Below are 20,255 nucleotides of genomic sequence, written 5' to 3'. Positions count from 1 at the left end.
CTTTTTTGTACCTAAATATTGAGCTTTTAAATTATTGCTTGAATAATAAATTAGCTAATAATTCATCTCTTTTGTAAATGTCATTATAGAAATGAATGATTCCATCGTTATCTACCCAAGCGGTAAAATAACCGATGTAAACGGGTATTTTGTTTTTTAATGTGTACCAAGTTTCCTTGCCGCTATTCATGGCTTCATCAATTTTTTCGGGAGTCCAGTTAGGATCGTCTTTTAGAATTTCGATAGCCAAATCTTTAGGGTTGGCCACCCGAATACAGCCATGACTAAAAGCTCTGGTTTCTCTTTCAAAAAGGTTTTTTGAAGGGGTGTCGTGCAAATAAATATCATTTGAATTGGGAAATAAAAATTTGATTAATCCTAATGAGTTTTTTGGACCTGGTCTTTGTCTTACTTTGTTTTCGTTCCATTCCATATCATGTTCGGCTAGATAGTTTTCGTTTTTAGCAATGCCAGGAAGAATTTCATTTTTTAGAATACTAGAAGGTACATTCCAATAGGGGCTAAAAACAATGTATTTCATGGGAGCTGTAAAAATAACGGTTTTGTTCATGGTTTTACCTACCACAACTTTGGCACGCAATACTACTTCCTGGTTTTTAAAATACGATAATTGAAACGAAGGAATGTTAATTGCAATCAATTCTTTTGATTTTGGAATATCACTAGAAACCCATCTGCATCGTTCCATATTTACAATGATTGTTTTAATGCGTTCACTAATGGGAATGTTTAAATCCTGAATTAATGATTTAGTGATAATGCTACTAGACAGCATTCCGCGTCTGAGTTTATAATTTAAAACTCCTTTTAATAATTCTTTGTCATAAATAGCACTTTTCGAATTAGATTTTAAATCATTACTCAAATACAATCGTTCTCTTATTTGTGCAATAGTAGTTGCACTATCGCCAATTTTATAAGAGTTTACAGAGCTATCAATAGCAATTGTATTCCAACCTCCTTTTTTTTCAATTTCACGGTATTGTTGAAGTGCTTTTTTAAGCAAAAAATATTGACTAATAAGGTTTTTTTCGTCTTTGTTTATTAATGTAGGATTGGTTAAAAGGGAATCCAAATAATTGATATAAGATTGTTTTTTTCGAGGAATATACCATTCTATGTCTGCTGATTTATCGCTGTCTAAACCATGATAAACGGTATTGGTATAAAATAAATATAAGGCTGAATTTAAAAGCTCGGCCTCAATATTGGGTTTTTGTTTGGTGTTGTTATGAATGGAATCTAATTTGTCTTTATAAGGAACCTCCGTTTGAATGCCTTCTTTATCTAAATTATTGATTTTATCATATAGAAGATTTGCAAATTCATTGATACCATTTTTGTCATACCAAACATAGTGATACTGATGTTTTTGGTATAATTTTATCACCTCAGTCTGGTATTTTTTTAGCAATGGATGTGTGTTAAAAAAAGTTTTAACGGCAGTGCTGTCAAAAGTAGTTTGATACGAAGCTATGGTGTCCAAAGGAGCAGACGATTGTATTTTGGTTTCCTTTTTTTGACATGAAAAAAAGGAGCTTAAGATAAGTAGGTTTAGGAAGTAAAAAACTAAAACTTTTTTTTTCATACAGTAATTCAATTAAGTTTTAAGGAAAATATTTTTGCTTTTGCATTTAATTAATGGCATATAGCAGAAATAGATTTTGCTATTTGAAAATTTACAACTTTTTTTTCAAAATTTTGAATTTCAAAGCTGTTTTGTTTGATTTTTTAAAGAAAGGAAAAAATATTTTTCTCATTGAAAAGAGAAAAATCCTTTAAAATCGATAATTTTTTCGAATAAAATTCTTGTACTAGTGTTAAATTAGGGTTATTTCTTGTAGACTTCCTTATTTTATGGACTTAAGAGGTTGAAATATAAATTATTTTTAAATTTGCCCCCAAATTTTAATGGGTTAAATAGGAAAATATGAAAATAGAGAAACGCTGGATCATCTCTTTTGTTGTTATTAGTATTGTTTGTATTTCAGGACTTTTTTGGGAAGTACCTTTAGAACCTAAAACTGTTCATTCTCAATTTGGAACTGTAGATCAAATTGTTCCTGCCGATGTGGCTTGGATGCTTACTTCTTGTTGCTTGGTATTGATTATGACACCAGGTTTGGCCTTTTTTTATGGAGGAATGGTAGGCAAGAAAAATGTAATTTCGACTATGTTGCAAAGCTTTATTTGTATGGGAGTAGTCACTTTAATATGGGTTGTCGTTGGATTTAGTTTGGCTTTTGGTGAACCACTTGGTATTCATATCGGAAAAGGATTTTACAGCTTTGTAGGAGATCCAACTACTTTTACTTTTATGGATTTTGTTGGGGTTTTACCTCATAAACAAATTGCTAAAACAGTTCCGTTTATGCTTTTTGCTTTGTTTCAAATGAAATTTGCGGTTATTGCTCCAGCCATTATTACGGGTTCTTTTGCTGAGCGTGTGCGTTTTATTTCCTATTTACTTTTTATATGCTTGTTTAGTATTTTTATCTATTCTCCTTTGTGTCATGCAGTTTGGTATCCAACAGGGATTTTAGGTTCTTTCTTTGGTGTTAAGGATTTTGCTGGTGGAACAGTAGTGCACATGAGTGCTGGATTTGCCGCATTAGCAGGTGTTTTAGTCTTAGGGAAAAGAAAAAATAGCAGCCATGTACCAACTAATATTCCATTTGTTTTGTTAGGAACGGGAATGCTTTGGTTTGGTTGGATTGGATTTAATGCTGGTTCGTCAATGGAAGCTAATGGTGTTGCAGCAATGGCATTTGGAACAACCACTACAGCTTCGGCAGCGGCTATGTTAACTTGGATATTTTTTGACAGGATTAATGGTAGAAAAGTATCGGCTCTTGGCGCTTGTATTGGTGCAGTAGTAGGATTGGTTTCTATTACGCCAGCAGCGGGTTATGTTACGGTTCCTGAAAGTATGTTTTTTGGATTTGTTGCAGCTTTAGTATCTAATAATGTGGTGTATTCTAAATATTTAAAAGGAATAGATGATACCTTAGATGTTTTTGCTTGCCATGGAGTAGGTGGAATTATGGGAATGATTTTAACAGCTATTTTTGCTCATGGTGAAGAGGCTAGTTTGTTGCATGGTGGTTGGAGTGTTTTTGGACATCATATGACCGCTTTGTTATTAGTTTCTATTTATACCTTCTTTGGAGCTTATATTCTTTTTAAAATTACAAACAAAATTATTCCGATGCGTGTTTCGGAAGAATCAGAAATTATGGGATTGGATTTGTCTCAACATGATGAAACGCTGTTCCCTATTGAATGTGCAGAATAAGTTCTTTTGATACTAAGTTTTGATGCTAGGGCAAGTTTTTATTTTGTAAAAGCTTGCCCTAGGTCTTATTTATTTGTTTAATTTTGCTCAAATATTTAAAAAACAGTGGGAAGTAAAAATAAATTAAAACGATTCAAGGAGAACGAAACATTCAATAATGTTTTTCAACCAACTAGAGAAGAAGTAGTAGGTGATTTGTTTCCTTTAAGAGGAAAATGGAATGCCGATTTCTTTAAAAATGACAATCCTTTAGTGTTGGAATTAGGTTGTGGTAAGGGAGAATATTCAGTAGGATTGGCCGAAAGATATCCAGATAAAAACTTTATCGGAATTGATATTAAAGGAGCACGTTTTTGGCGAGGAGCTAAAACAGCAGTTGAAACTGGTTTGCATAATGTAGCTTTTGTTCGTACTCAAATAGAATTAATCAATCACATTTTTGCTGAAAACGAAGTCGATGAAATTTGGATTACTTTTCCAGATCCTCAAATCAAATACAAGCGTACGAAGCATAGAATGACCAATTCGCAATTTTTACAATTGTACAAGAAAATTCTAAAAAAAGATGGTGTTGTTAATCTTAAGACCGATAGCGAATTCATGCACGGTTATACTTTAGGATTGCTTCATGGTGAAGGACATGAGGTTTTGTATGCTAATCATAATGTGTATGTGAATTCAGGAAGCCCAGAAGAAGTGACTGCTTTTCAGACATTTTACGAAAAACAATATTTAGAAATTAATAAAGCAATCACTTATATTCGTTTTAAAATCAAAGATTAATTTTGGTTTTAAAACGTTTTTAAAGCTATTTCTATAAAAGCTTATGAATTTAATTTTATCCTTATTTTCTGGTTTTATTTCTGCTTTTATAGGGATTACTCCTCCTGGTTTACTGAATATGACAGCCGCAAAGGTGAGTTTGAAAGAAGGAAAGCGCAATGCTTTTTGGTTTGTGTCAGGGGCAGTTGTAGTGATTTTTTTTCAGGTATATTTGGCGGTATTATTTGCCCGGATTATTAATGTGCGACCAGATATCATTTTATTGTTGCGCGAAGTAGGTTTTGGAATTTTTGGAACCTTAACCGTTTATTTTTTGTGGATTGCTAAACAACCTAAACTCAAACAGCCTAAAATAAAAAAACACAGCAAAAAGAAACGTTTTTTTTTAGGAATGCTCTTGTCGGCATTGAATTTTTTCCCAATTCCTTATTACGTTTTTGTGAGTATTTCTTTGTCTTCGTATGCTATTTTCTCTTTTGATATGGCGTCTATTTTTATTTTTGTTAGCGGAGCCGTTTTGGGTTCTGTACTTGTTTTTTACTTCTATATTGCTTTTTTTCAAAAAATAGAAAAGAAAGCTGATTATCTACTGAAGAATATGAATATTATTATTGGCTGTATAACAGGTATTATTTCTGTTATTACTTTAGTTAATATATTAGAGTACTATTTGAGCTTATAGGTTCTAAAGCAGGAATTTACCTGTTCAAAATATTGTAAATATTCTCCAAATATCGTTTTTTTGATAGTGTATGTCGGATATTTTTTCAGGGCAGTTTGGAAAGTTGGATAATTGTATAACTTTATTTTTTTTATCCAAAAAAAACCGAATTATTTATGCTTGAGAGTATTGTATTTTTTATAACTGCCTTGTTGGGAATTATCACCCTGACCGTTATGATTAGTCAATACAAATGCAATAAAAAGGTAAATTTATACCTGTTGGTAATGTTTTTTTTAGCTTCTTTTCGGTTTTTGTTTTTTGCGATTCAAACTCTTATTTCGTTTTCGGTCGATGAGAAGATTTTAATTCTATTTTGTTCGTTTGGATGTGTTGCTTTTTCTTGTATTTATTTGTATTTCAAATGTTTGGTTGAGGATAGAAAAGGGTTTTTGATATCAGATTTGAAACATTTTATTATTCCTGTTTTATTTGGTTGTACTAATCTTTTTCTTCGGGAGTATTTCCCTTTTTTGCATATTTGGGTATATTTTTTATTCTTAGCAATGGTTTTGTACTATTTGTATATTAGTTATGCATTGTTAAAACGAAAAGTTTGGTTCAGGAGTTCCAAAGTTTTGGTTGTTGAAAAAGAGAAAAAGTTGCTGCGTAATTGGACTATTTTTTTCTTTTCAGTTTGTGTTTTGGTGAATTTACGCTTATTGGTTACTCTTGTTTTAGATGTTTATATAGCTGGTTATTCAGATGGATCCAGTTATTTGTGGATAGGAGCAATTGTATTTTGTGTTTTGTTTTTTAAGTTTTTATTTACTTCCGAAATTTTGATTGTAAGCTACGCTCATTTAGGCAAGATTGAACGAAAAGAAAATTTTGAATTGGTTTTTGATGATTTTTGGATTTGGTCAAATACTGTTCTGATTAAGAATAATCTGGATTTAAAATTAAAAGAGCGAATAGAAAATAATTTAGAAACCTACATACATGAGATAGAAAGAAAGGCTTTGGAGCATTTTTGTTTTAGAAACCATTCAGTTTCTATGCAGGATTTTGCTATTACATTAGGAATTCCAAAGAGTCATTTACTCTATCTTTTTAAATACCATTCTCATGCAAGTTTTCTGGAATTTAAAAGAGCCGTTCGAATTTATGACGCTATTAATCTAATAGAAGAAGGTTATTTAAATAAGAAAACAGTAGTTTCGTTGTCTAAGAAATCAGGTTTTGCATCTTATGATTTATTTTTAGCTGGTTTTGAAGAAATAACAGGTGTTACGCCTCAAGAGTATAATAAAATGGTTAATGTATGATGTCTCCTGATAAAATTAATTTTTTTGAGCGTGTTTACGAAGTTGTTCGGCAAATTCCTTACGGGAAAGTGACTTCTTATGGAGCAATTGCAAAATATCTTGGTGCAGCTCGTTCTGCCAGAATGGTAGGTTGGGCTATGAATGCATCGCATGCTATGGAAGATGTTCCGGCGCATAGAGTGCTTAATAGAAAAGGATTGCTTACTGGGAAATTTCATTTTGATGGAACTAATGTAATGCAGCAATTATTAGAAAGTGAAGGTTTAGAAGTTATCGATAATCAGCTGGTTGATTTCGAAAAGCATTTTTGGGATCCAAATGAGTTGGGATAATTGACTGTTAATGTCACAGTAAACAACTTAATAGTTAGAACTAATTCAAGCATTAATAAATACAATTTAAATCCTTTAAATTAAGAACTTAATCTATTATCTTTGCAATCTGAAATCAGTTTAAATAAAATTAGTTTTTTGGACTGAAAATAGCAATTGAAAAATAGTAAACTTAGTAATGAAATTAGATAGAAAAGAAATTCTTAAAGCTTTAGAAACAATTACTATTGCGGGAGAAGGAAAAAACATGGTTGAAAGTGGTGCTGTAAGTAACGTAATCACTTTTGGAGATGAGGTAGTTGTTGATTTGGTTTTACATACGCCAGCTATGCACATTAAAAAACGTGCAGAAGACGATATTAGAAAAACAATTCTAGAAAAAGTTTCTGCTGAAGCTAAGATTAAAGTAAATATTAAAGTGGAAGCTCCAGAGAAACCTGAAATTAAAGGAAAAGCAATTCCAGGAATCAAAAATATTATAGCTGTAGCTTCTGGAAAAGGAGGAGTAGGGAAATCTACAGTTACAGCTAATTTAGCAGTAAGTTTGGCAAAAATGGGATTCAGTGTTGGTGTTTTAGATGCTGATATTTACGGTCCATCTATGCCCATCATGTTTGATGTTGAAAATGAGAAACCTGTTTCGGTTCTTGTTGATGGAAAATCAAAAATGAAGCCTATTGAAAGTTACGAAGTAAAAATGCTTTCTATAGGATTTTTTACTTCACCAAGCCAAGCAGTTATCTGGAGAGGTCCAATGGCTTCAAAAGCATTAAATCAAATGATTTTTGATGCCGATTGGGGAGAATTAGACTTTATGCTAATCGATTTGCCTCCAGGAACAGGAGATATTCATCTGTCTATTATGCAATCATTGCCTGTTACAGGTGCAGTGGTAGTAAGTACTCCTCAGGCAGTAGCTTTGGCTGATGCTAAAAAAGGAGTGTCTATGTTCATGTCTGAGGCAATCAATGTTCCAGTATTAGGAATTATTGAAAACATGGCTTATTTTACACCAGAAGAATTACCAAATAATAAATACTATATTTTTGGACAAGAAGGAGCTAAAAATTTGGCAGCAGATTTAAATGTGCCATTTTTAGGAGAAGTTCCAATTGTTCAGTCTATTCGCGAAGCTGGTGATTACGGACGTCCTGCAGCTTTGCAAACTGGTTCTGTAATTGAAACAGTATTTGAAAATATTACACGCAAAGTGGTGGAAGAAACAGTGAGCAGAAACGAGAATTTACCTGCGACTGAAGCGATAAAAATTACTACTATGGCTGGTTGTTCAGCAGTAAAAAAATAATAAAAGAAATGACAACAGAAGAATTAACAATTGAAGTTCAAAAAGCACTTGCTGAAATCAGACCTTTTTTAGAGTCAGATGGCGGAAATATTACTCTTGTTTCCATTGAAGAAGATAAGCATGTAAAAGTGCGTCTTGAAGGAGCTTGTACAAATTGTAGTGTGAATCAAATGACGCTTAAAGCGGGTGTGGAAACTACAATTAAAAAGTTTGCTCCACAAATAGAAACTGTTGTAAATATCTTGTAACAGAACCTTGGGTTTGTCTAAAAGATAATTTGCTAAAACTGTAATATTGTTAAATCAATCAATTCCGAATAGTAAAAAATGGATGTATTAATAAAAATTAAAGATAGAGAAGGAGTAGTGCATGAGTTACAAGCTCCTACAGATATGGCCATGAACATCATGGAACTTTGTAAAGCTTATGAGTTGCCTGTAGAAGGAACCTGCGGCGGAATGGCCATGTGTGCATCTTGTCAATGCTATGTTTTAAATGAAGTAGGTTTGCCAGAAATGGGGGAAGATGAGGAAGCAATGCTTTCTGAGGCTTTCTACGTAAAATCGAATAGTCGTTTGGGGTGTCAAATTCCTATTACGGTTGATTTAGATGGTTTAGAATTAGAATTGGCTCCTGAGAGTTAATGGTTTATTTTAAAGAAATAGTTAAGGCTTGTTTTTCAATTAGAAAAACAAGCCTTTTTTAGTTTTGTAGTGCTGTAACTGCTTTTGGAAGTAATCGTTTTACAAATAATGTATACGCTTCTTTTGAAGGATGTAAGCCATCATTGGCTACTAAACTGGTATTGTCTAATCCTTGACGCGTAATATCGGTAATAGTAAGGAATGTTATTTCGTTGCTTTCGCAATAGGATTTTGCAAAAGAGTTGTAGTGGTCAATTTCGCTCGAAATAGAACTAGGATTGCCGTAGTTTTGTCCAAAAGGGGTATAGGCATAATCCGGAATCGAAATAACAATTAATTTGCTTTTATCTCCTTTAGCTAGCTTGATAGCAGTAGCTACTAATTGAGGAAATTCTCTTTCATAAATACTAAAGTTAAAGCCTTGGTATTGGTTGTTAACACCTATTAATAGTGTAACTAAGTCGTAATTGTTTTTTAGATTATTAAATTCTATTGCCGAAATCAAATCAGTTGTTGTCCAACCCGTTCTAGCAATTATTTCTAAGGAGAAATTATTTTGCAGATTTATATTTTTTAAAGCACTTTTGAGTTGTTCAGGAAATCGGCAAGTTTCACATACGCTTTCGCCAATAGTATAGCTGTCTCCAAGTGCTAAGTAGTTTATCGTTTCTGCACGTGTTTGAAGTTGTAGAGATGAATCTGGTAACGGTGGTTTTATTTCAGATTCCATAATTGGGTTTTCGCTGCTGCAGCTTGTAGTTATAGTAAAAACAAAAAACGTAACTATTATTTTTAATGTCGTTCTCATAAGTATGAAATTGAATTTAATAATAGTTACGTTTTTTTTCTAATTTCGGATTGAAATCTAAGCCATTTCAACCTTCATTGTGATGATTTCTTCGATAGCATTCCAAAGATCTATTCTTTTTTCAAGTGCTAGAATAGAAACTTCTTTTACCTCTTTCCATTTTTGTTCGTCTTCTTCGCAAAGTTCTGTAATCATTTGCATCGCCATTGGTCCGTGTTCGTCGGCATCTAATTCAATATGTCTTTCAAAATAATAAATCAATTTGCTTAGGTCGGTTTCAGGAAATTGCTCTTGGAAATTTTTCAAAATAGCGTGAAACATACTCGGTATTAAATCTTCTCTACCAAAAGTAAATGCGGCTGCAATTTCATGTGGCTTTCCTTCTTCAATTACTCGGAAAGTAAAGTCTAGGAAAGCTTTAATATGAGGGTGTAAGTCGCTTTTTTTAATAGCAACAAATATGTTTTGTAAAGATTGGATTTCAGATAAGAATGATTCAATTTTACTTGTATCGGCACCGCAAGCTTCCATAGCTTCGATGTACATTTCGTAGTGACTTTGACGTCTTCCGTCAAGGGTTAAATCGGTTTCTTCGGCTAAAACAATTTCGTTTATTAAATATCTTGTTTCAGGGTTTTTAGTAGCAAACCAAGGTGTAGTGGTACAGGTTAATCTAGATTGTAATGCTTTTAATAAAGACATGAAATCCCACACAGCATAAACATGGCTTTCTAAGAATGTATGTAAGTCTTCGATTGTTTTTACCTTGTTGTAAAGCGAATGTTGTAATAATGCGCTTTTTTGGGTTTCAATGCTTTTATTTATGTGCTGAATGTTCATTGCTTTTAATTTTGTGTAAAGATAAAAAAGCTATAATTCAGGGAGGCTATCCTGTATCGATTTTATCAATACTTTAATAAATTTGTTCTCTTTTATATACGATTTTAGATGTTTGTTGGTTTTACTGATTTTGATTTTTAAGAGGTGTTCCAAAAAGTGTGCCTTTTTATAAAAGATTATTTAAAAGCGGCTATACCCGTGATGTCCATTCCGGTAATTAATAAATGTATGTCGTGGGTTCCTTCATACGTTATTACCGATTCTAAATTCATCATGTGACGCATAATAGAGTAATCTCCTGTAATTCCCATGGCGCCTAGAATTTGTCTGGATTCTCTAGCAATAGTGACAGCCATGTTTACATTATTTCTTTTAGCCATTGAAATTTGTGCAGATGTGGCTTTGCCTTCATTTCGTAAAACGCCCAAACGCCAGGTTAATAATTGTGCTTTGGTGATTTCAGTAATCATTTCGGCCAATTTTTTTTGTTGTAATTGCATTCCTGCAATGGGTTTGTCAAATTGGATTCTTTCTTTTGCATAGCGCAAAGCAGTGTCATAACAATCCATAGCGGCACCAATGGCTCCCCAAGCAATGCCGTATCGGGCAGAATCTAAGCAACCTAGTGGTGCACTCAATCCTGATTTATTAGGCAAAATATTTTCTTTCGGTATTTTTACATTATCAAAAATTAATTCACCTGTTGCCGATGCGCGAAGAGACCATTTGTTGTGTGTTTCGGGAGTAGAAAAGCCTTCCATGCCGCGTTCTACAATTAGACCGTGAATTCTTTCCGATTCATCTTTTGCCCAGACTATTGCAATATCTGCAAAAGGAGCGTTAGAAATCCACATTTTGGCTCCATTTAGTAGAAAATAATCACCTTTGTCTTTAAAGTTAGTGGTCATGCTTCCAGGGTCAGAACCATGATTAGGTTCTGTTAAACCAAAACAACCCATAAATTCTCCAGTAGCTAATTTAGGAAGGTATTTTAATTTTTGTTCTTCGCTTCCGTATTTCCAAATAGGATACATTACTAAGGAAGATTGCACTGATGCAGTAGAGCGGATGCCAGAATCACCACGTTCTATTTCTTGCATGATTAAACCGTATGAAATTTGATCTAAACCAGCGCCGCCATATTCTTGTGGGATGTAAGGTCCAAATGCACCAATATCGGCTAAACCTTTAATGACTTGCATGGGAAATTCTGCTTTCTGAGCGTAGTCTTCAATAATGGTAGAAACTTCGCGTTTGACCCATTCACGCGCAGCATCACGTACTAATTTATGTTCGTCCGTCAATAATTCGTCAAGGTTGTAATAATCTGGAGCTTGGAATAAGTCTGGTTTCATGATGGCTTAGTGTAAAATTTATATTTATCAGACCCTCAGGTTTTTCAGTTTATTTGAAAACTAGATTTAATGCTGTGTTATAAATTTACATAAAGGATTTTAACCAAGCATGAATAAAGTAGTTAAATTTTGATTAAAGCAAAAAGAAGTTTTACATCTTCAAATAGAAATCCTTTGTTAGTTCAATATATTCTGGAGTGTATTGATGACGTGCAGTTTCGATGATTAATTCATCAATTGGAAATTTTGGGGCTTCATTTCGGCTAAAAGCCAAAAGGCTACGTTTGATTTCGGAGGTTGGTGTTCCTTTTACGCGGGTAATTTTTATTGGATACAATTCGTATTCATTGGCCAAAGCCAAGAAAGAAGATTCTTCTTTAAAAGGAATAATAACAGAGAAGATTCCGTTTTCAGAAAGTAATAATGCGGCGGCTTCTACCAAATCTTCAAAAGGCATGGCGTCCTGAAAGCGGGCTAAATCGCGTTGTTCATTACTGGATTTGTAATCTTCACTGTAAAAAGGGGGATTGGAAACGATTAAATCGTATTCGTCTTCGGGCTCTTCGACAAATTCGTCTAAACCGGCATGGAAACAAAACAGTCGGTCGTTCCAAGGGGAATTTTCAAAATTGTCTGTGGCTTGTTCGTAGGCGTCTTCATCAATTTCTAAGGCATCAATTTGTTCTGCGGTACTGCGTTGTGCTAACATTAAAGCAATTATTCCGGTTCCGGCTCCAATGTCTAAAATATTAAACGGATAATTTTCTATGGGAGTCCAGGCACCCAGTAAAACTCCATCGGTTCCAATTTTCATTGCCGTACGGTCTTGTTCGATAGAGAATTGTTTGAATGAAAACATAAAGTAAAATTCCAAATTTTTAAATTCCAAATTCCAACCAAAAGAGGGGAATCTCAATACTAAAATTCCAAATTCTAATTTAAAAATTAGGAATACTTCTTTTAATTAATTTGAATTCCAAAATTAGATTAAATATTCGAATTCCCATTCCTAAATATCGAAATTGATTATATTTGATTTTAGATTGAAATTTAATATTTTATGGAAAGACCATTTGATTTAGAAGAAAGAACATTTTTATTTGCAAAAGAATGTAGAATTTACATTCAGAAGTTACCTAAAACAATTGCAAATATTGAAGATGGTAAGCAGTTAGTTAGATCTTCTGGTTCTGTTGGGGCTAATTATATTGAAGCAAATGAAAAACTAGGAGAAAAAGATTTGTCTTTTCGTTTAAAAATAGCTCGAAAAGAAGCCAAAGAATCTAAATATTGGCTACGCCTGTTACAAGAATTAAATCCGGAATTAAAAGAAAACTCAGAAGCTTTACTGTTTGAAGTTGAGGAATTAAGAAAAATTCTATCAGCGATATTAACAAAAATCACAATATAGTCAAGTGTTGTAATTCTTCCTATATTTTTTTGGAATTTGGAATTTAAAAATTTGGAATTTTATTTAAAGATACATCTCAATCAATCCCTCAGGTAAATCCATAATGATTTTTTTGCTGTCTCGATCTACTTTGATTAAGAAATGATCAATCATCGGAATTAGGATTTCTGTTCCGTCTTTTAAAACCTCAAAAAGAGGTTGAGCAGTAGTGTCGTTAATGGATTGGATTTCTCCAACAATTCCTAATCGTTTGTCTTCCACTTCAAAGCCAATTACTTCGTGGAAATAGAATTTGTTGCCAGAAAGTTTGGGCAGCATGTTTAAAGGAAGGTAGATTTCGCTGCCTAGAAGATTTTCTGCGTCGGCTTCAGTATTAATATCTTCAAAATGAACTCTCAGGAAGTCATTTTTGTGCAAGGAACTACTTTCAATAAAAAAAGGAACCAAGTGTTTGTTTTGTTGAACAAACACTGATTCCAAGTTTTCGTATAACTCAGGTTCGTCTGTGTCAAGATAGACTAGAACTTCCCCTTTGAAACTAAATTTTTTAGCGATTTTACCTAAATAGAAACAATCTTCTTTACGCATTTTCGCTTACTAAATTATGCTTGAGCTTCTTCGTTGTTTTCTTCTGCAGCAGGAGCTTCTTCTTCAGTAGTAGCTTCTTCAGCTTGTGTAGCAGCAATAGCATCAGCTTCTGCTTGAGCAGCTGCAGCGATACGTTTTGCGTTTACTTCTTGTTCAGCTTTTAAAGCTTTAGCTCTAGCATCAGCTTGTGCTTTAGATAAACCATCTTTTTTAGCATCAACTTTTCCAGCTTTAGCTTCTAACCATGCAGCTAGTTTAGCATCAGCTTGCTCTTGAGTCAAAGCACCTTTACGAACTCCTCCGTCAAGGTGGTGTTTCAATAAAGCTCCTTTGTAAGAAAGAATTGCTTTAGCAGTATCAGTTGGTTGTGCACCATTGTGTAACCATTTTACAGCGCTATCTAAGTTTAATTCGATAGTTGCAGGGTTTGTGTTTGGATTGTAAGTACCGATTTTCTCTAAGTATTTACCATCTCTTTTTGAGCGAGCATCTGCTGCTACAACCCAGTAAAACGGTTTTTGTTTTTTACCGTGTCTTTGTAATCTAATTTTTACTGACATAATCTCTATGATTAAATTTTGAGGTACTCGACCTCGATTAATTAAGGCTGCAAAGATACATTATTTTTTAATATACCAAAAAGTAATTTATTATTTTGATATGTAATTGTTTAGCGATTTTTTTGAGTCTTTTTTTTGGCTTATATCGGTTGTTTTAGCTTTAATAGTTTATTTTTGTTTGTAAATTCCTTATTTATTATGAAAAAGCATTTTTTGTTTTTAGTGGTGTTCTTTACGTTGTTTTCCTGTCAAGAAGATGTGAGGTTTAATAATCCTTCTTTTCAAGCATCAATAGACAATGTTTTTTGGAGAGCTATTCAGACTGTGGCTACAGTTAATTCTGGGGGGGCTTTGGTTATTGAAGCCTATTCAGCAACAGAAGTGGTAACTTTAAAAGTCAATTCTACTTCGCCAGGTACTTATTTTATAGGGACAAGTGCAAATAAAATAGCTACTTATGTGGTTACAGACCCCGCAACAAAAGAAAGTATTACTTTTTCTTCTGGTTTTGGGGTTGGAGATGGTCAAATTGTTATTACAGACTATGATCCTGTAGGGAAAACCATTTCGGGAACTTTTAAATTTAATTTGGAAAATACCTTTGATAATCCTATGGCAGGACCTACTTTGAACTTTCAATATGGTGTGTTTTATAACATTCCTGTTACTATAAAATAAAGGAGTAATACATTTTTATAGTAATTTTTTAGTGTTTACGAATCCTTTTTGAAGAGTTTAGGAATTAGAATCTAAATTAAAATATAAATAAGCTTATTTATAGTGGGTTATAAAAAAATAAGACTACATTTGTGAGATTATTATAAATAAGTATATATGAATATTTTTGTTGGAAGCCTTCCATTCAGTATTGAGGAAGCAGATTTAAGAGAGTCTTTTGAGGCTTATGGAGCAGTTGATTCTGTTAAAATTATTACTGATAAATTTACTGGAAGAAGTAAAGGATTTGGTTTTGTTGAGATGCCAGTTGATGCTGAAGCTCAAAAAGCAATTGATGAATTGAACGGAGCTACTGTTCAAGGACGTGCAATTGTTGTTAATAAATCTGAGCCAAAACCAGAAGGTGAAAGAAGAAGTTTTAACAACAACCGTGGAGGTGATTCTCGCGGAGGTTACGGAAACAACCGTGGAGGTGATTCTCGCGGAGGAAACAGAGGAGGATATTAATATTTTTTTCTTTATATAAAAAAAGGGGTCAATGTAAATTGTCCCCTTTTTTATTGTATTGCGAAGTGAATTAGATATTAGCAGCTAACCAATCTCCAACTTCTTTAGTACCGTAAGCTTTCCCGCCATTCGCTAAGTCTTCAGTAACTACACCAGCTTCTAAAGCTTTGTTAACAGCGTCTCTCATTGCTTTTCCTTCTTCCATTAATCCGAAGTTTTCAAACATCATAGCTGCAGATAATACAGTCGCCATTGGGTTAGCAATATTTAAACCGGTTGCTTGTGGGTAAGATCCGTGAATTGGCTCAAATAAAGATACTTCAGCTCCCATAGATGCAGAAGGCATTAATCCCATGGAACCCGAAATTACAGAAGCTTCATCAGTTAAGATATCTCCAAATAAGTTTTCAGTAATCAATACGTCATAAGAATTTGGCCATTGCACCAAACGCATCGCAACTGCATCAACAAACTCATAAGAAACGGTTACTTCTGGATAATCTTTCTCCATAGCCTGAACTGTTTCTCTCCACAAACGAGATGTTTCTAATACGTTAGCTTTGTCTACACAGCATAGTTTTTTAGAACGAGTCATTGCTAGTTCAAATCCCTTTTTAGCTAAACGCTGCACTTCTTCTCTTGTGTAAACACAGTTGTCAAAAGCAGTATCTCCGTTGTCTCTTCTTCCTTTTTCACCAAAGTAAATACCTCCAGTTAGTTCTCTTAAGAAAACTAAGTCAGTTCCTTCGATTCTTTCTCTTTTTAATGGAGATTTATCTAATAAAGAAGGGAAAGTAAATGTAGGACGTACATTAGCAAAAAGACCTAATTTTTTACGCATTTTTAATAATCCTTGTTCTGGACGTACAGGTGCAGATGGATCGTTATCGTATTTAGGGTGTCCAATAGCTCCAAACAAAACAGCATCAGCATTTTTACAAACTTCATGTGTTGCATCTGGGTAAGGTTCACCTACTGCATCAATTGCAGCAGCACCGGTTAAAGCTGGTTTCCATGTGATTTCATGTCCAAATTTTTGTGCAATTGCATCAGATACTTTTACTGCTTGATCAATTACTTCTGGTCCGATTCCGTCCCCTGCTAAAAGTGCGATATTTAATTTCATTATTCTGTATTTATGTTAATTTTATTGTTTCTTTTTTTAATTTTAAACAGCTACTACATTAAGCATTTTTTGAGTGGCAATGATAGCAGCTACGGTTTGGTCTGAATCCAATCCTCTGGTTTTGAATTCTTTTCCGTCGTTTAACCAGGTGATGATGGTTTCGCATAAAGCATCCGAACTACTTCCGGGTGGGATTCTTACTGCGTAATCAACCAGTTTAGGTAAAGTCATTTTTTTTGTTTTATATACTTTGGCTAAAGCATTCATAAAAGCATCAAACTGACCATCACCTTGAGCGTGTTCTTCTATGATTTGTCCGTCAATTTTTAAACAGATAGTTGTTGAAGGACGCATTCCTTTGGCGTGAGATAATAAATAGGATTCTACCGTGATTTTTTCTTGATAAGTGTGGCTATCTAAAACATCAGAAATGATATATGGTAAATCTTCTTTGGTAACTGTTTCTTTTTTGTCACCTAATTCGATAATTCTTTGGGTAACCAGTTTTAAATCTTCCTGATTTAATTGCAATCCTAATTCCTGAAGATTTTTTTCAATATTAGCTTTTCCAGAAGTTTTTCCTAAAGCATATTTTCTTTTTCTTCCAAAACGCTCCGGCAATAAATCGTTAAAATATAAATTATTTTTATTGTCTCCATCAGCGTGAATACCAGCTGTTTGAGTAAAAACATTGTCGCCTACAATAGGTTTGTTAGCTGGAATACGGTAACCAGTAAAAGTTTCAACTAGTTTACTGACTGAATATAAAGAAGTTTCTTTAACCCCGATTTCGATTTCAGGCATAAAATCGTTGATTACAGCAATAGTACTGGCTAAAGGTGCGTTTCCGGCACGTTCTCCCATTCCGTTTACTGTAACGTGTAATCCGTGAACACCCGCTTTTAGCGCTTCCATAACGTTGGCTACACTTAAATCGTAGTCATTGTGTGCGTGGAAGTCAAAATGAATTTTTGGGTATTTTTGTGCGATTTCCGAAATGTATTCAAAAGTTTCAGAAGGAATAAGTACTCCTAAAGTATCTGGAAGGAGTATTCTTTTTACCGGTTGTGTGCTGATGAAATCTAGATATTGGTAAACGTATTCCGGAGAATTGCGCATACCATTACTCCAGTCTTCTAAGTAAACATTGGTTGCTATTCCGTTTTTATGTGCTAAAGCAATGCTTTCGGCAATTTCAGCGAAATGCTGTTCGGGTGTTTTTTTTAATTGATGGGTAAGGTGGTTGAGAGAACCTTTGGTTAAAAGGTTTTGAACCTTTGCGCCTGATTTTTTCATCCATTCGATAGAGAGCCCTTTGTCAACAAAAGTTAATACCTCAATTTTGTCACTGTATCCTTTCGTTTCTGCCCAAGTCATGATTCCTTTTACACCTTCAAATTCTCCTTCGCTTACACGAGCCGAAGCTATTTCGATGCGATCTACTTGCAGCTCTTCTAGTAATAATTGGGCAATGGTTAGTTTTTCTGCGGCAGAAAATGATACTCCTGATGTTTGTTCGCCATCACGAAGTGTCGTATCCATTATTTCAATTTTTCTTTTTCCCATTATAAATTTGATGCTAAAAAAGGTTTTTGATTCCAAGTTTTTGAAATCATTTTGTTGTGTGTTTTATAAAACGGTAAAAGCAGCTGCTAGACACAATCCTTGTAAAGGATGCTTTAGCAGCTGCATTTTTGTATGATGATTTTATTTAGTAAGGAAGCTTGTCAGCAAAACCTACAATTTCTTCTTTGATGTTTTGTAAATAGTCAATATCATCAAATCCGTTCAACATGTTGTTTTTTTTGTATCCGTTGATGTCAAAAGATTCTTTTTCACCCGTAGCTTTCAGTGTGATGGTTTGCTCTGGTAAATTGATTTCTAATTCTGTATTAGGATCAGCTTCGATAGCGGCAAAAATTTTGTCTGAGAATTCAGGAGAAACCTGTACTGGTAAAACACCAATGTTCAAGCAGTTTCCTTTGAAGATATCTGCAAAGAAAGAAGAAACTACAGCGCGGAATCCGTAATCGTAAACTGCCCAAGCAGCGTGTTCACGAGAAGAACCTGAACCAAAGTTTTTTCCGCCTACAAGGATTTTTCCGCTGTAAGTTGGGTTGTTTAATACGAAATCAGCTTTAGGAGTTCCGTCTCCATTGTATCTCCAGTCTCTAAAAAGGTTGTCTCCAAAACCTTCACGTTTTGTAGCTTTAAGGAAACGAGCTGGGATGATTTGATCAGTATCTACGTTTTCTATCGGTAGTGGCACTGCACTACTGGTAAGTATATTAAATTTATCGTATGCCATTTTAATTTTTTATTTCAGATTTAAGAACTTAGATTTCAGATTTTCTTTCGAAGAAAATTAAATTTCCAATTCTTATTCTTTATTTTATAAATTCTTTTTTGAAATTGTTATTGCTTTTGAAATTGAATTCTATTACAATAAATCTCTTGGGTCAGTTAATTTTCCGGTAACTGCTGCTGCTGCTGCCATAATTGGAGAAGCTAACAAAGTTCTTGAACCAGGACCTTGACGACCTTCGAAATTTCTGTTAGAAGTACTTACTGCATATTTTCCAGCTGGTACTTTATCATCATTCATAGCTAAACAAGCTGAACAGCCTGGTTGACGCAATACGAATCCGGCTTCAGTAAGAATGTCTAAAATTCCTTCTTCTTTAATTTGAGCTTCTACAACGTGAGAACCTGGTACTAACCAAGCAGTAACGTTATCTGCTTTTTTACGACCTTTTACAATTTCAGCAAAAGCTCTAAAGTCTTCAATACGACCATTAGTACAACTTCCTAAGAATACATAATCAATTGTTTTACCAATCATTACATCATCTTCGTGGAAGCCCATGTAAGCTAAAGATTTTTTGTAAGTTTCCTCACCACCTTCTACTTCTTTTGCACTTGGGATATGTTTAGTGATACCAATTCCCATTCCAGGATTTGTACCATAAGTAATCATTGGTTCGATGTCTTCTGCGTTGATGTTTAATTCAGCATCAAATACAGCGTCAGCATCTGTTTTTAAAGTTTTCCAGTATTCAACTGCTTTAGTCCAAGCTTCACCTTTAGGAGCGTATAATCTTCCTTCTAAGAAATCGAATGTGGTTTGGTCAGGAGCAATCATACCTCCACGAGCACCCATTTCGATACTTAAGTTACATACAGTCATACGACCTTCCATAGTCATTTCTTCGAATACATTTCCTGCATATTCTACAAAATATCCTGTGCCTCCGGAAGTAGTTAATTTTGAAATAATGTATAATGCAACGTCTTTAGGAGTGACTCCTTTGCTTAGTTTTCCGTTTACATTAATACGCATTTTTTTAGGTTTTGGCTGCATGATACATTGAGTAGAAAGAACCATCTCTACCTCAGAAGTACCAATTCCAAAAGCAATAGCACCAAAAGCACCATGAGTAGAAGTATGCGAATCTCCACATACGATTGTAGCACCTGGTAAAGTAATTCCGTTTTCAGGACCTACTACGTGTACAATTCCATTTTTTTGATGACCTAACCCCCAGTGAGAAATTCCGTATTCAGCCGCGTTAGTTTCTAATGCTTTTAATTGATTAGCAGATAAAGCGTCTTCAACAGGCAAGTGTTGGTTAATGGTCGGTGTATTGTGATCGGCAGTTGCGAATGTACGTTCTGGATATAATACCGATACGCCTCTAGATTTTAGACCCAAGAAAGCTACTGGACTTGTAACTTCATGGATGAAATGACGATCAATAAAAAACACATCTGGTCCGTCTTCAATTTTACGCACAACATGCGAATCCCATACTTTGTCAAATAATGTCTTGCTCATTTTTTAATTTTTTTTAGTGTATTTCTGTGTTTTGTACTACCGTGTTTTTTTAATAAGGTGGTAACAAGGACGCAAAAGTATAAAAATGAAATCATGTATTCAATTAATATTATCGATTATATACGATACCCAAACTATATTATAAGATGGTGTTCTTTTGTTTTGCTTGCTTGTGTT

22 protein-coding genes are annotated in these 20,255 nt (G+C 34.0%); 11 read left to right on the top strand and 11 right to left on the bottom strand.

The features are described 5' to 3' along the window. Positions 1-31: 31 nt before the first annotated feature. Positions 32-1,609: a L,D-transpeptidase family protein gene (locus tag AC4FRF_RS11200; protein WP_491159644.1), complete on the bottom strand. Its 1,578-nt coding sequence runs from the start codon at positions 1,607-1,609 to the stop codon at positions 32-34. Between the two features lie 342 nt (positions 1,610-1,951). On the opposite strand from AC4FRF_RS11200, the gene AC4FRF_RS11195 reads away from it, so the two are divergent. The 8 genes from AC4FRF_RS11195 to AC4FRF_RS11160 all read left to right on the top strand — a co-directional run bounded on the left by AC4FRF_RS11195 (position 1,952) and on the right by AC4FRF_RS11160 (position 8,370). Further along, positions 1,952-3,316, top strand: coding sequence for an ammonium transporter (locus tag AC4FRF_RS11195; protein ID WP_491159643.1), 1,365 nt, complete (start codon positions 1,952-1,954; stop codon positions 3,314-3,316). A gap of 105 nt (positions 3,317-3,421) precedes the next feature. Beyond that, positions 3,422-4,099, top strand: coding sequence for a tRNA (guanosine(46)-N7)-methyltransferase TrmB (gene trmB / locus AC4FRF_RS11190; protein WP_491159642.1), 678 nt, complete (start codon positions 3,422-3,424; stop codon positions 4,097-4,099). A gap of 43 nt (positions 4,100-4,142) precedes the next feature. Next, entirely contained in the window at positions 4,143-4,781 is a 639-nt protein-coding gene (locus AC4FRF_RS11185; RefSeq protein ID WP_491159640.1) for a LysE family transporter, read from the top strand. Between the two features lie 155 nt (positions 4,782-4,936). Then, positions 4,937-6,088 (top strand): AraC family transcriptional regulator, encoded by a 1,152-nt coding sequence (locus AC4FRF_RS11180; protein ID WP_491159638.1) that lies wholly within the window; start codon positions 4,937-4,939, stop codon positions 6,086-6,088. Continuing rightward, the gene (locus AC4FRF_RS11175) at positions 6,088-6,420 is read left to right on the top strand and encodes an MGMT family protein (protein ID WP_491159665.1); all 333 of its coding nucleotides are present in this window, start codon (positions 6,088-6,090) and stop codon (positions 6,418-6,420) included. Before AC4FRF_RS11180 ends, AC4FRF_RS11175 begins: the two co-directional genes overlap by 1 nt. Before the next feature lie 178 nt (positions 6,421-6,598). Continuing rightward, a complete protein-coding gene (locus tag AC4FRF_RS11170; protein ID WP_491159636.1) occupies positions 6,599-7,726 on the top strand; it encodes an Mrp/NBP35 family ATP-binding protein in 1,128 nt (375 codons plus the stop codon). Positions 7,727-7,734: 8 nt separating this feature from the next. Beyond that, positions 7,735-7,974, top strand: a complete 240-nt coding sequence (locus AC4FRF_RS11165; protein WP_128192921.1) for a NifU family protein — start codon at positions 7,735-7,737, stop codon at positions 7,972-7,974. Positions 7,975-8,052: 78 nt separating this feature from the next. Then, a complete protein-coding gene (locus AC4FRF_RS11160) occupies positions 8,053-8,370 on the top strand; it encodes a 2Fe-2S iron-sulfur cluster-binding family protein (RefSeq protein ID WP_491159634.1) in 318 nt (105 codons plus the stop codon). Positions 8,371-8,428: 58 nt separating this feature from the next. On the opposite strand, the gene AC4FRF_RS11155 is transcribed toward AC4FRF_RS11160, so the two are convergent. The 4 genes from AC4FRF_RS11155 to AC4FRF_RS11140 all read right to left on the bottom strand — a co-directional run bounded on the left by AC4FRF_RS11155 (position 8,429) and on the right by AC4FRF_RS11140 (position 12,232). Next, a complete protein-coding gene (locus tag AC4FRF_RS11155; RefSeq protein ID WP_491159632.1) occupies positions 8,429-9,178 on the bottom strand; it encodes an SGNH/GDSL hydrolase family protein in 750 nt (249 codons plus the stop codon). Between the two features lie 57 nt (positions 9,179-9,235). Further along, positions 9,236-10,018, bottom strand: coding sequence for a DUF3050 domain-containing protein (locus tag AC4FRF_RS11150; RefSeq protein ID WP_491159630.1), 783 nt, complete (start codon positions 10,016-10,018; stop codon positions 9,236-9,238). Between the two features lie 176 nt (positions 10,019-10,194). Continuing rightward, positions 10,195-11,373: an acyl-CoA dehydrogenase family protein gene (locus AC4FRF_RS11145; RefSeq protein WP_491159629.1), complete on the bottom strand. Its 1,179-nt coding sequence runs from the start codon at positions 11,371-11,373 to the stop codon at positions 10,195-10,197. A gap of 151 nt (positions 11,374-11,524) precedes the next feature. Then, positions 11,525-12,232 carry a tRNA1(Val) (adenine(37)-N6)-methyltransferase gene (locus AC4FRF_RS11140; RefSeq protein ID WP_491159627.1) on the bottom strand — a complete coding sequence of 236 codons (708 nt, stop codon included), beginning with the start codon at positions 12,230-12,232 and terminating at the stop codon, positions 11,525-11,527. Between the two features lie 201 nt (positions 12,233-12,433). Here AC4FRF_RS11140 and AC4FRF_RS11135 point away from each other — a divergent pair, with 201 nt between their 5' ends. After that, positions 12,434-12,784: a four helix bundle protein gene (locus tag AC4FRF_RS11135; protein ID WP_491159626.1), complete on the top strand. Its 351-nt coding sequence runs from the start codon at positions 12,434-12,436 to the stop codon at positions 12,782-12,784. 63 nt (positions 12,785-12,847) lie between these two features. On the opposite strand, the gene rimM is transcribed toward AC4FRF_RS11135, so the two are convergent. Both rimM and AC4FRF_RS11125 read right to left on the bottom strand, forming a co-directional pair. Further along, positions 12,848-13,372: a ribosome maturation factor RimM gene (rimM, locus tag AC4FRF_RS11130; protein WP_491159624.1), complete on the bottom strand. Its 525-nt coding sequence runs from the start codon at positions 13,370-13,372 to the stop codon at positions 12,848-12,850. A 14-nt stretch (positions 13,373-13,386) separates the two neighbouring features. Next, a complete protein-coding gene (locus tag AC4FRF_RS11125; protein ID WP_491159622.1) occupies positions 13,387-13,932 on the bottom strand; it encodes a 30S ribosomal protein S16 in 546 nt (181 codons plus the stop codon). 198 nt (positions 13,933-14,130) lie between these two features. Here AC4FRF_RS11125 and AC4FRF_RS11120 point away from each other — a divergent pair, with 198 nt between their 5' ends. Together AC4FRF_RS11120 and rbp are read left to right on the top strand one after the other, a co-directional pair. Continuing rightward, the gene (locus AC4FRF_RS11120; protein WP_491159620.1) at positions 14,131-14,610 is read left to right on the top strand and encodes a DUF6252 domain-containing protein; all 480 of its coding nucleotides are present in this window, start codon (positions 14,131-14,133) and stop codon (positions 14,608-14,610) included. A gap of 156 nt (positions 14,611-14,766) precedes the next feature. Next, complete coding sequence (gene rbp / locus AC4FRF_RS11115) at positions 14,767-15,117, top strand: RNA-binding regulator (RefSeq protein WP_408081648.1); 351 nt, start codon at positions 14,767-14,769, stop codon at positions 15,115-15,117. Positions 15,118-15,187: 70 nt separating this feature from the next. On the opposite strand, the gene leuB is transcribed toward rbp, so the two are convergent. The 4 genes from leuB to leuC form a co-directional block, all read right to left on the bottom strand. Then, positions 15,188-16,243 carry a 3-isopropylmalate dehydrogenase gene (leuB, locus tag AC4FRF_RS11110; protein WP_491159617.1) on the bottom strand — a complete coding sequence of 352 codons (1,056 nt, stop codon included), beginning with the start codon at positions 16,241-16,243 and terminating at the stop codon, positions 15,188-15,190. Between the two features lie 42 nt (positions 16,244-16,285). After that, positions 16,286-17,809 (bottom strand): hydroxymethylglutaryl-CoA lyase-like TIM-barrel protein, encoded by a 1,524-nt coding sequence (locus AC4FRF_RS11105; RefSeq protein WP_491159615.1) that lies wholly within the window; start codon positions 17,807-17,809, stop codon positions 16,286-16,288. 145 nt (positions 17,810-17,954) lie between these two features. Next, positions 17,955-18,551 carry a 3-isopropylmalate dehydratase small subunit gene (gene leuD / locus AC4FRF_RS11100; protein ID WP_491159613.1) on the bottom strand — a complete coding sequence of 199 codons (597 nt, stop codon included), beginning with the start codon at positions 18,549-18,551 and terminating at the stop codon, positions 17,955-17,957. Positions 18,552-18,683: 132 nt separating this feature from the next. Beyond that, positions 18,684-20,078 (bottom strand): 3-isopropylmalate dehydratase large subunit, encoded by a 1,395-nt coding sequence (gene leuC / locus AC4FRF_RS11095; protein WP_491159611.1) that lies wholly within the window; start codon positions 20,076-20,078, stop codon positions 18,684-18,686. Positions 20,079-20,255: the final 177 nt, after the last annotated feature.

It is taken from the genome of Flavobacterium sp. ST-158, from assembly GCF_058309975.1.
This window is presented reverse-complemented; position numbering and strand designations above follow the sequence as displayed.

What these genes read in the sequence shown, in the direction of transcription:
- AC4FRF_RS11200 (WP_491159644.1), bottom strand. Translation starts at nt 1,609, where the DNA reads ATGAAAAAAAAAGTTTTAGTTTTTTACTTCCTAAACCTACTTATCTTA.
- AC4FRF_RS11195 (WP_491159643.1), top strand. Translation starts at nt 1,952, where the DNA reads ATGAAAATAGAGAAACGCTGGATCATCTCTTTTGTTGTTATTAGTATT.
- AC4FRF_RS11185 (WP_491159640.1), top strand. Translation starts at nt 4,143, where the DNA reads ATGAATTTAATTTTATCCTTATTTTCTGGTTTTATTTCTGCTTTTATA.
- AC4FRF_RS11180 (WP_491159638.1), top strand. Translation starts at nt 4,937, where the DNA reads ATGCTTGAGAGTATTGTATTTTTTATAACTGCCTTGTTGGGAATTATC.
- AC4FRF_RS11175 (WP_491159665.1), top strand. Translation starts at nt 6,088, where the DNA reads ATGTCTCCTGATAAAATTAATTTTTTTGAGCGTGTTTACGAAGTTGTT.
- AC4FRF_RS11170 (WP_491159636.1), top strand. Translation starts at nt 6,599, where the DNA reads ATGAAATTAGATAGAAAAGAAATTCTTAAAGCTTTAGAAACAATTACT.
- AC4FRF_RS11165 (WP_128192921.1), top strand. Translation starts at nt 7,735, where the DNA reads ATGACAACAGAAGAATTAACAATTGAAGTTCAAAAAGCACTTGCTGAA.
- AC4FRF_RS11160 (WP_491159634.1), top strand. Translation starts at nt 8,053, where the DNA reads ATGGATGTATTAATAAAAATTAAAGATAGAGAAGGAGTAGTGCATGAG.
- AC4FRF_RS11155 (WP_491159632.1), bottom strand. Translation starts at nt 9,178, where the DNA reads ATGAGAACGACATTAAAAATAATAGTTACGTTTTTTGTTTTTACTATA.
- AC4FRF_RS11150 (WP_491159630.1), bottom strand. Translation starts at nt 10,018, where the DNA reads ATGAACATTCAGCACATAAATAAAAGCATTGAAACCCAAAAAAGCGCA.
- AC4FRF_RS11145 (WP_491159629.1), bottom strand. Translation starts at nt 11,373, where the DNA reads ATGAAACCAGACTTATTCCAAGCTCCAGATTATTACAACCTTGACGAA.
- AC4FRF_RS11140 (WP_491159627.1), bottom strand. Translation starts at nt 12,232, where the DNA reads ATGTTTTCATTCAAACAATTCTCTATCGAACAAGACCGTACGGCAATG.
- AC4FRF_RS11135 (WP_491159626.1), top strand. Translation starts at nt 12,434, where the DNA reads ATGGAAAGACCATTTGATTTAGAAGAAAGAACATTTTTATTTGCAAAA.
- rimM (WP_491159624.1), bottom strand. Translation starts at nt 13,372, where the DNA reads ATGCGTAAAGAAGATTGTTTCTATTTAGGTAAAATCGCTAAAAAATTT.
- AC4FRF_RS11125 (WP_491159622.1), bottom strand. Translation starts at nt 13,932, where the DNA reads ATGTCAGTAAAAATTAGATTACAAAGACACGGTAAAAAACAAAAACCG.
- AC4FRF_RS11120 (WP_491159620.1), top strand. Translation starts at nt 14,131, where the DNA reads ATGAAAAAGCATTTTTTGTTTTTAGTGGTGTTCTTTACGTTGTTTTCC.
- rbp (WP_408081648.1), top strand. Translation starts at nt 14,767, where the DNA reads ATGAATATTTTTGTTGGAAGCCTTCCATTCAGTATTGAGGAAGCAGAT.
- leuB (WP_491159617.1), bottom strand. Translation starts at nt 16,243, where the DNA reads ATGAAATTAAATATCGCACTTTTAGCAGGGGACGGAATCGGACCAGAA.
- AC4FRF_RS11105 (WP_491159615.1), bottom strand. Translation starts at nt 17,809, where the DNA reads ATGGGAAAAAGAAAAATTGAAATAATGGATACGACACTTCGTGATGGC.
- leuD (WP_491159613.1), bottom strand. Translation starts at nt 18,551, where the DNA reads ATGGCATACGATAAATTTAATATACTTACCAGTAGTGCAGTGCCACTA.
- leuC (WP_491159611.1), bottom strand. Translation starts at nt 20,078, where the DNA reads ATGAGCAAGACATTATTTGACAAAGTATGGGATTCGCATGTTGTGCGT.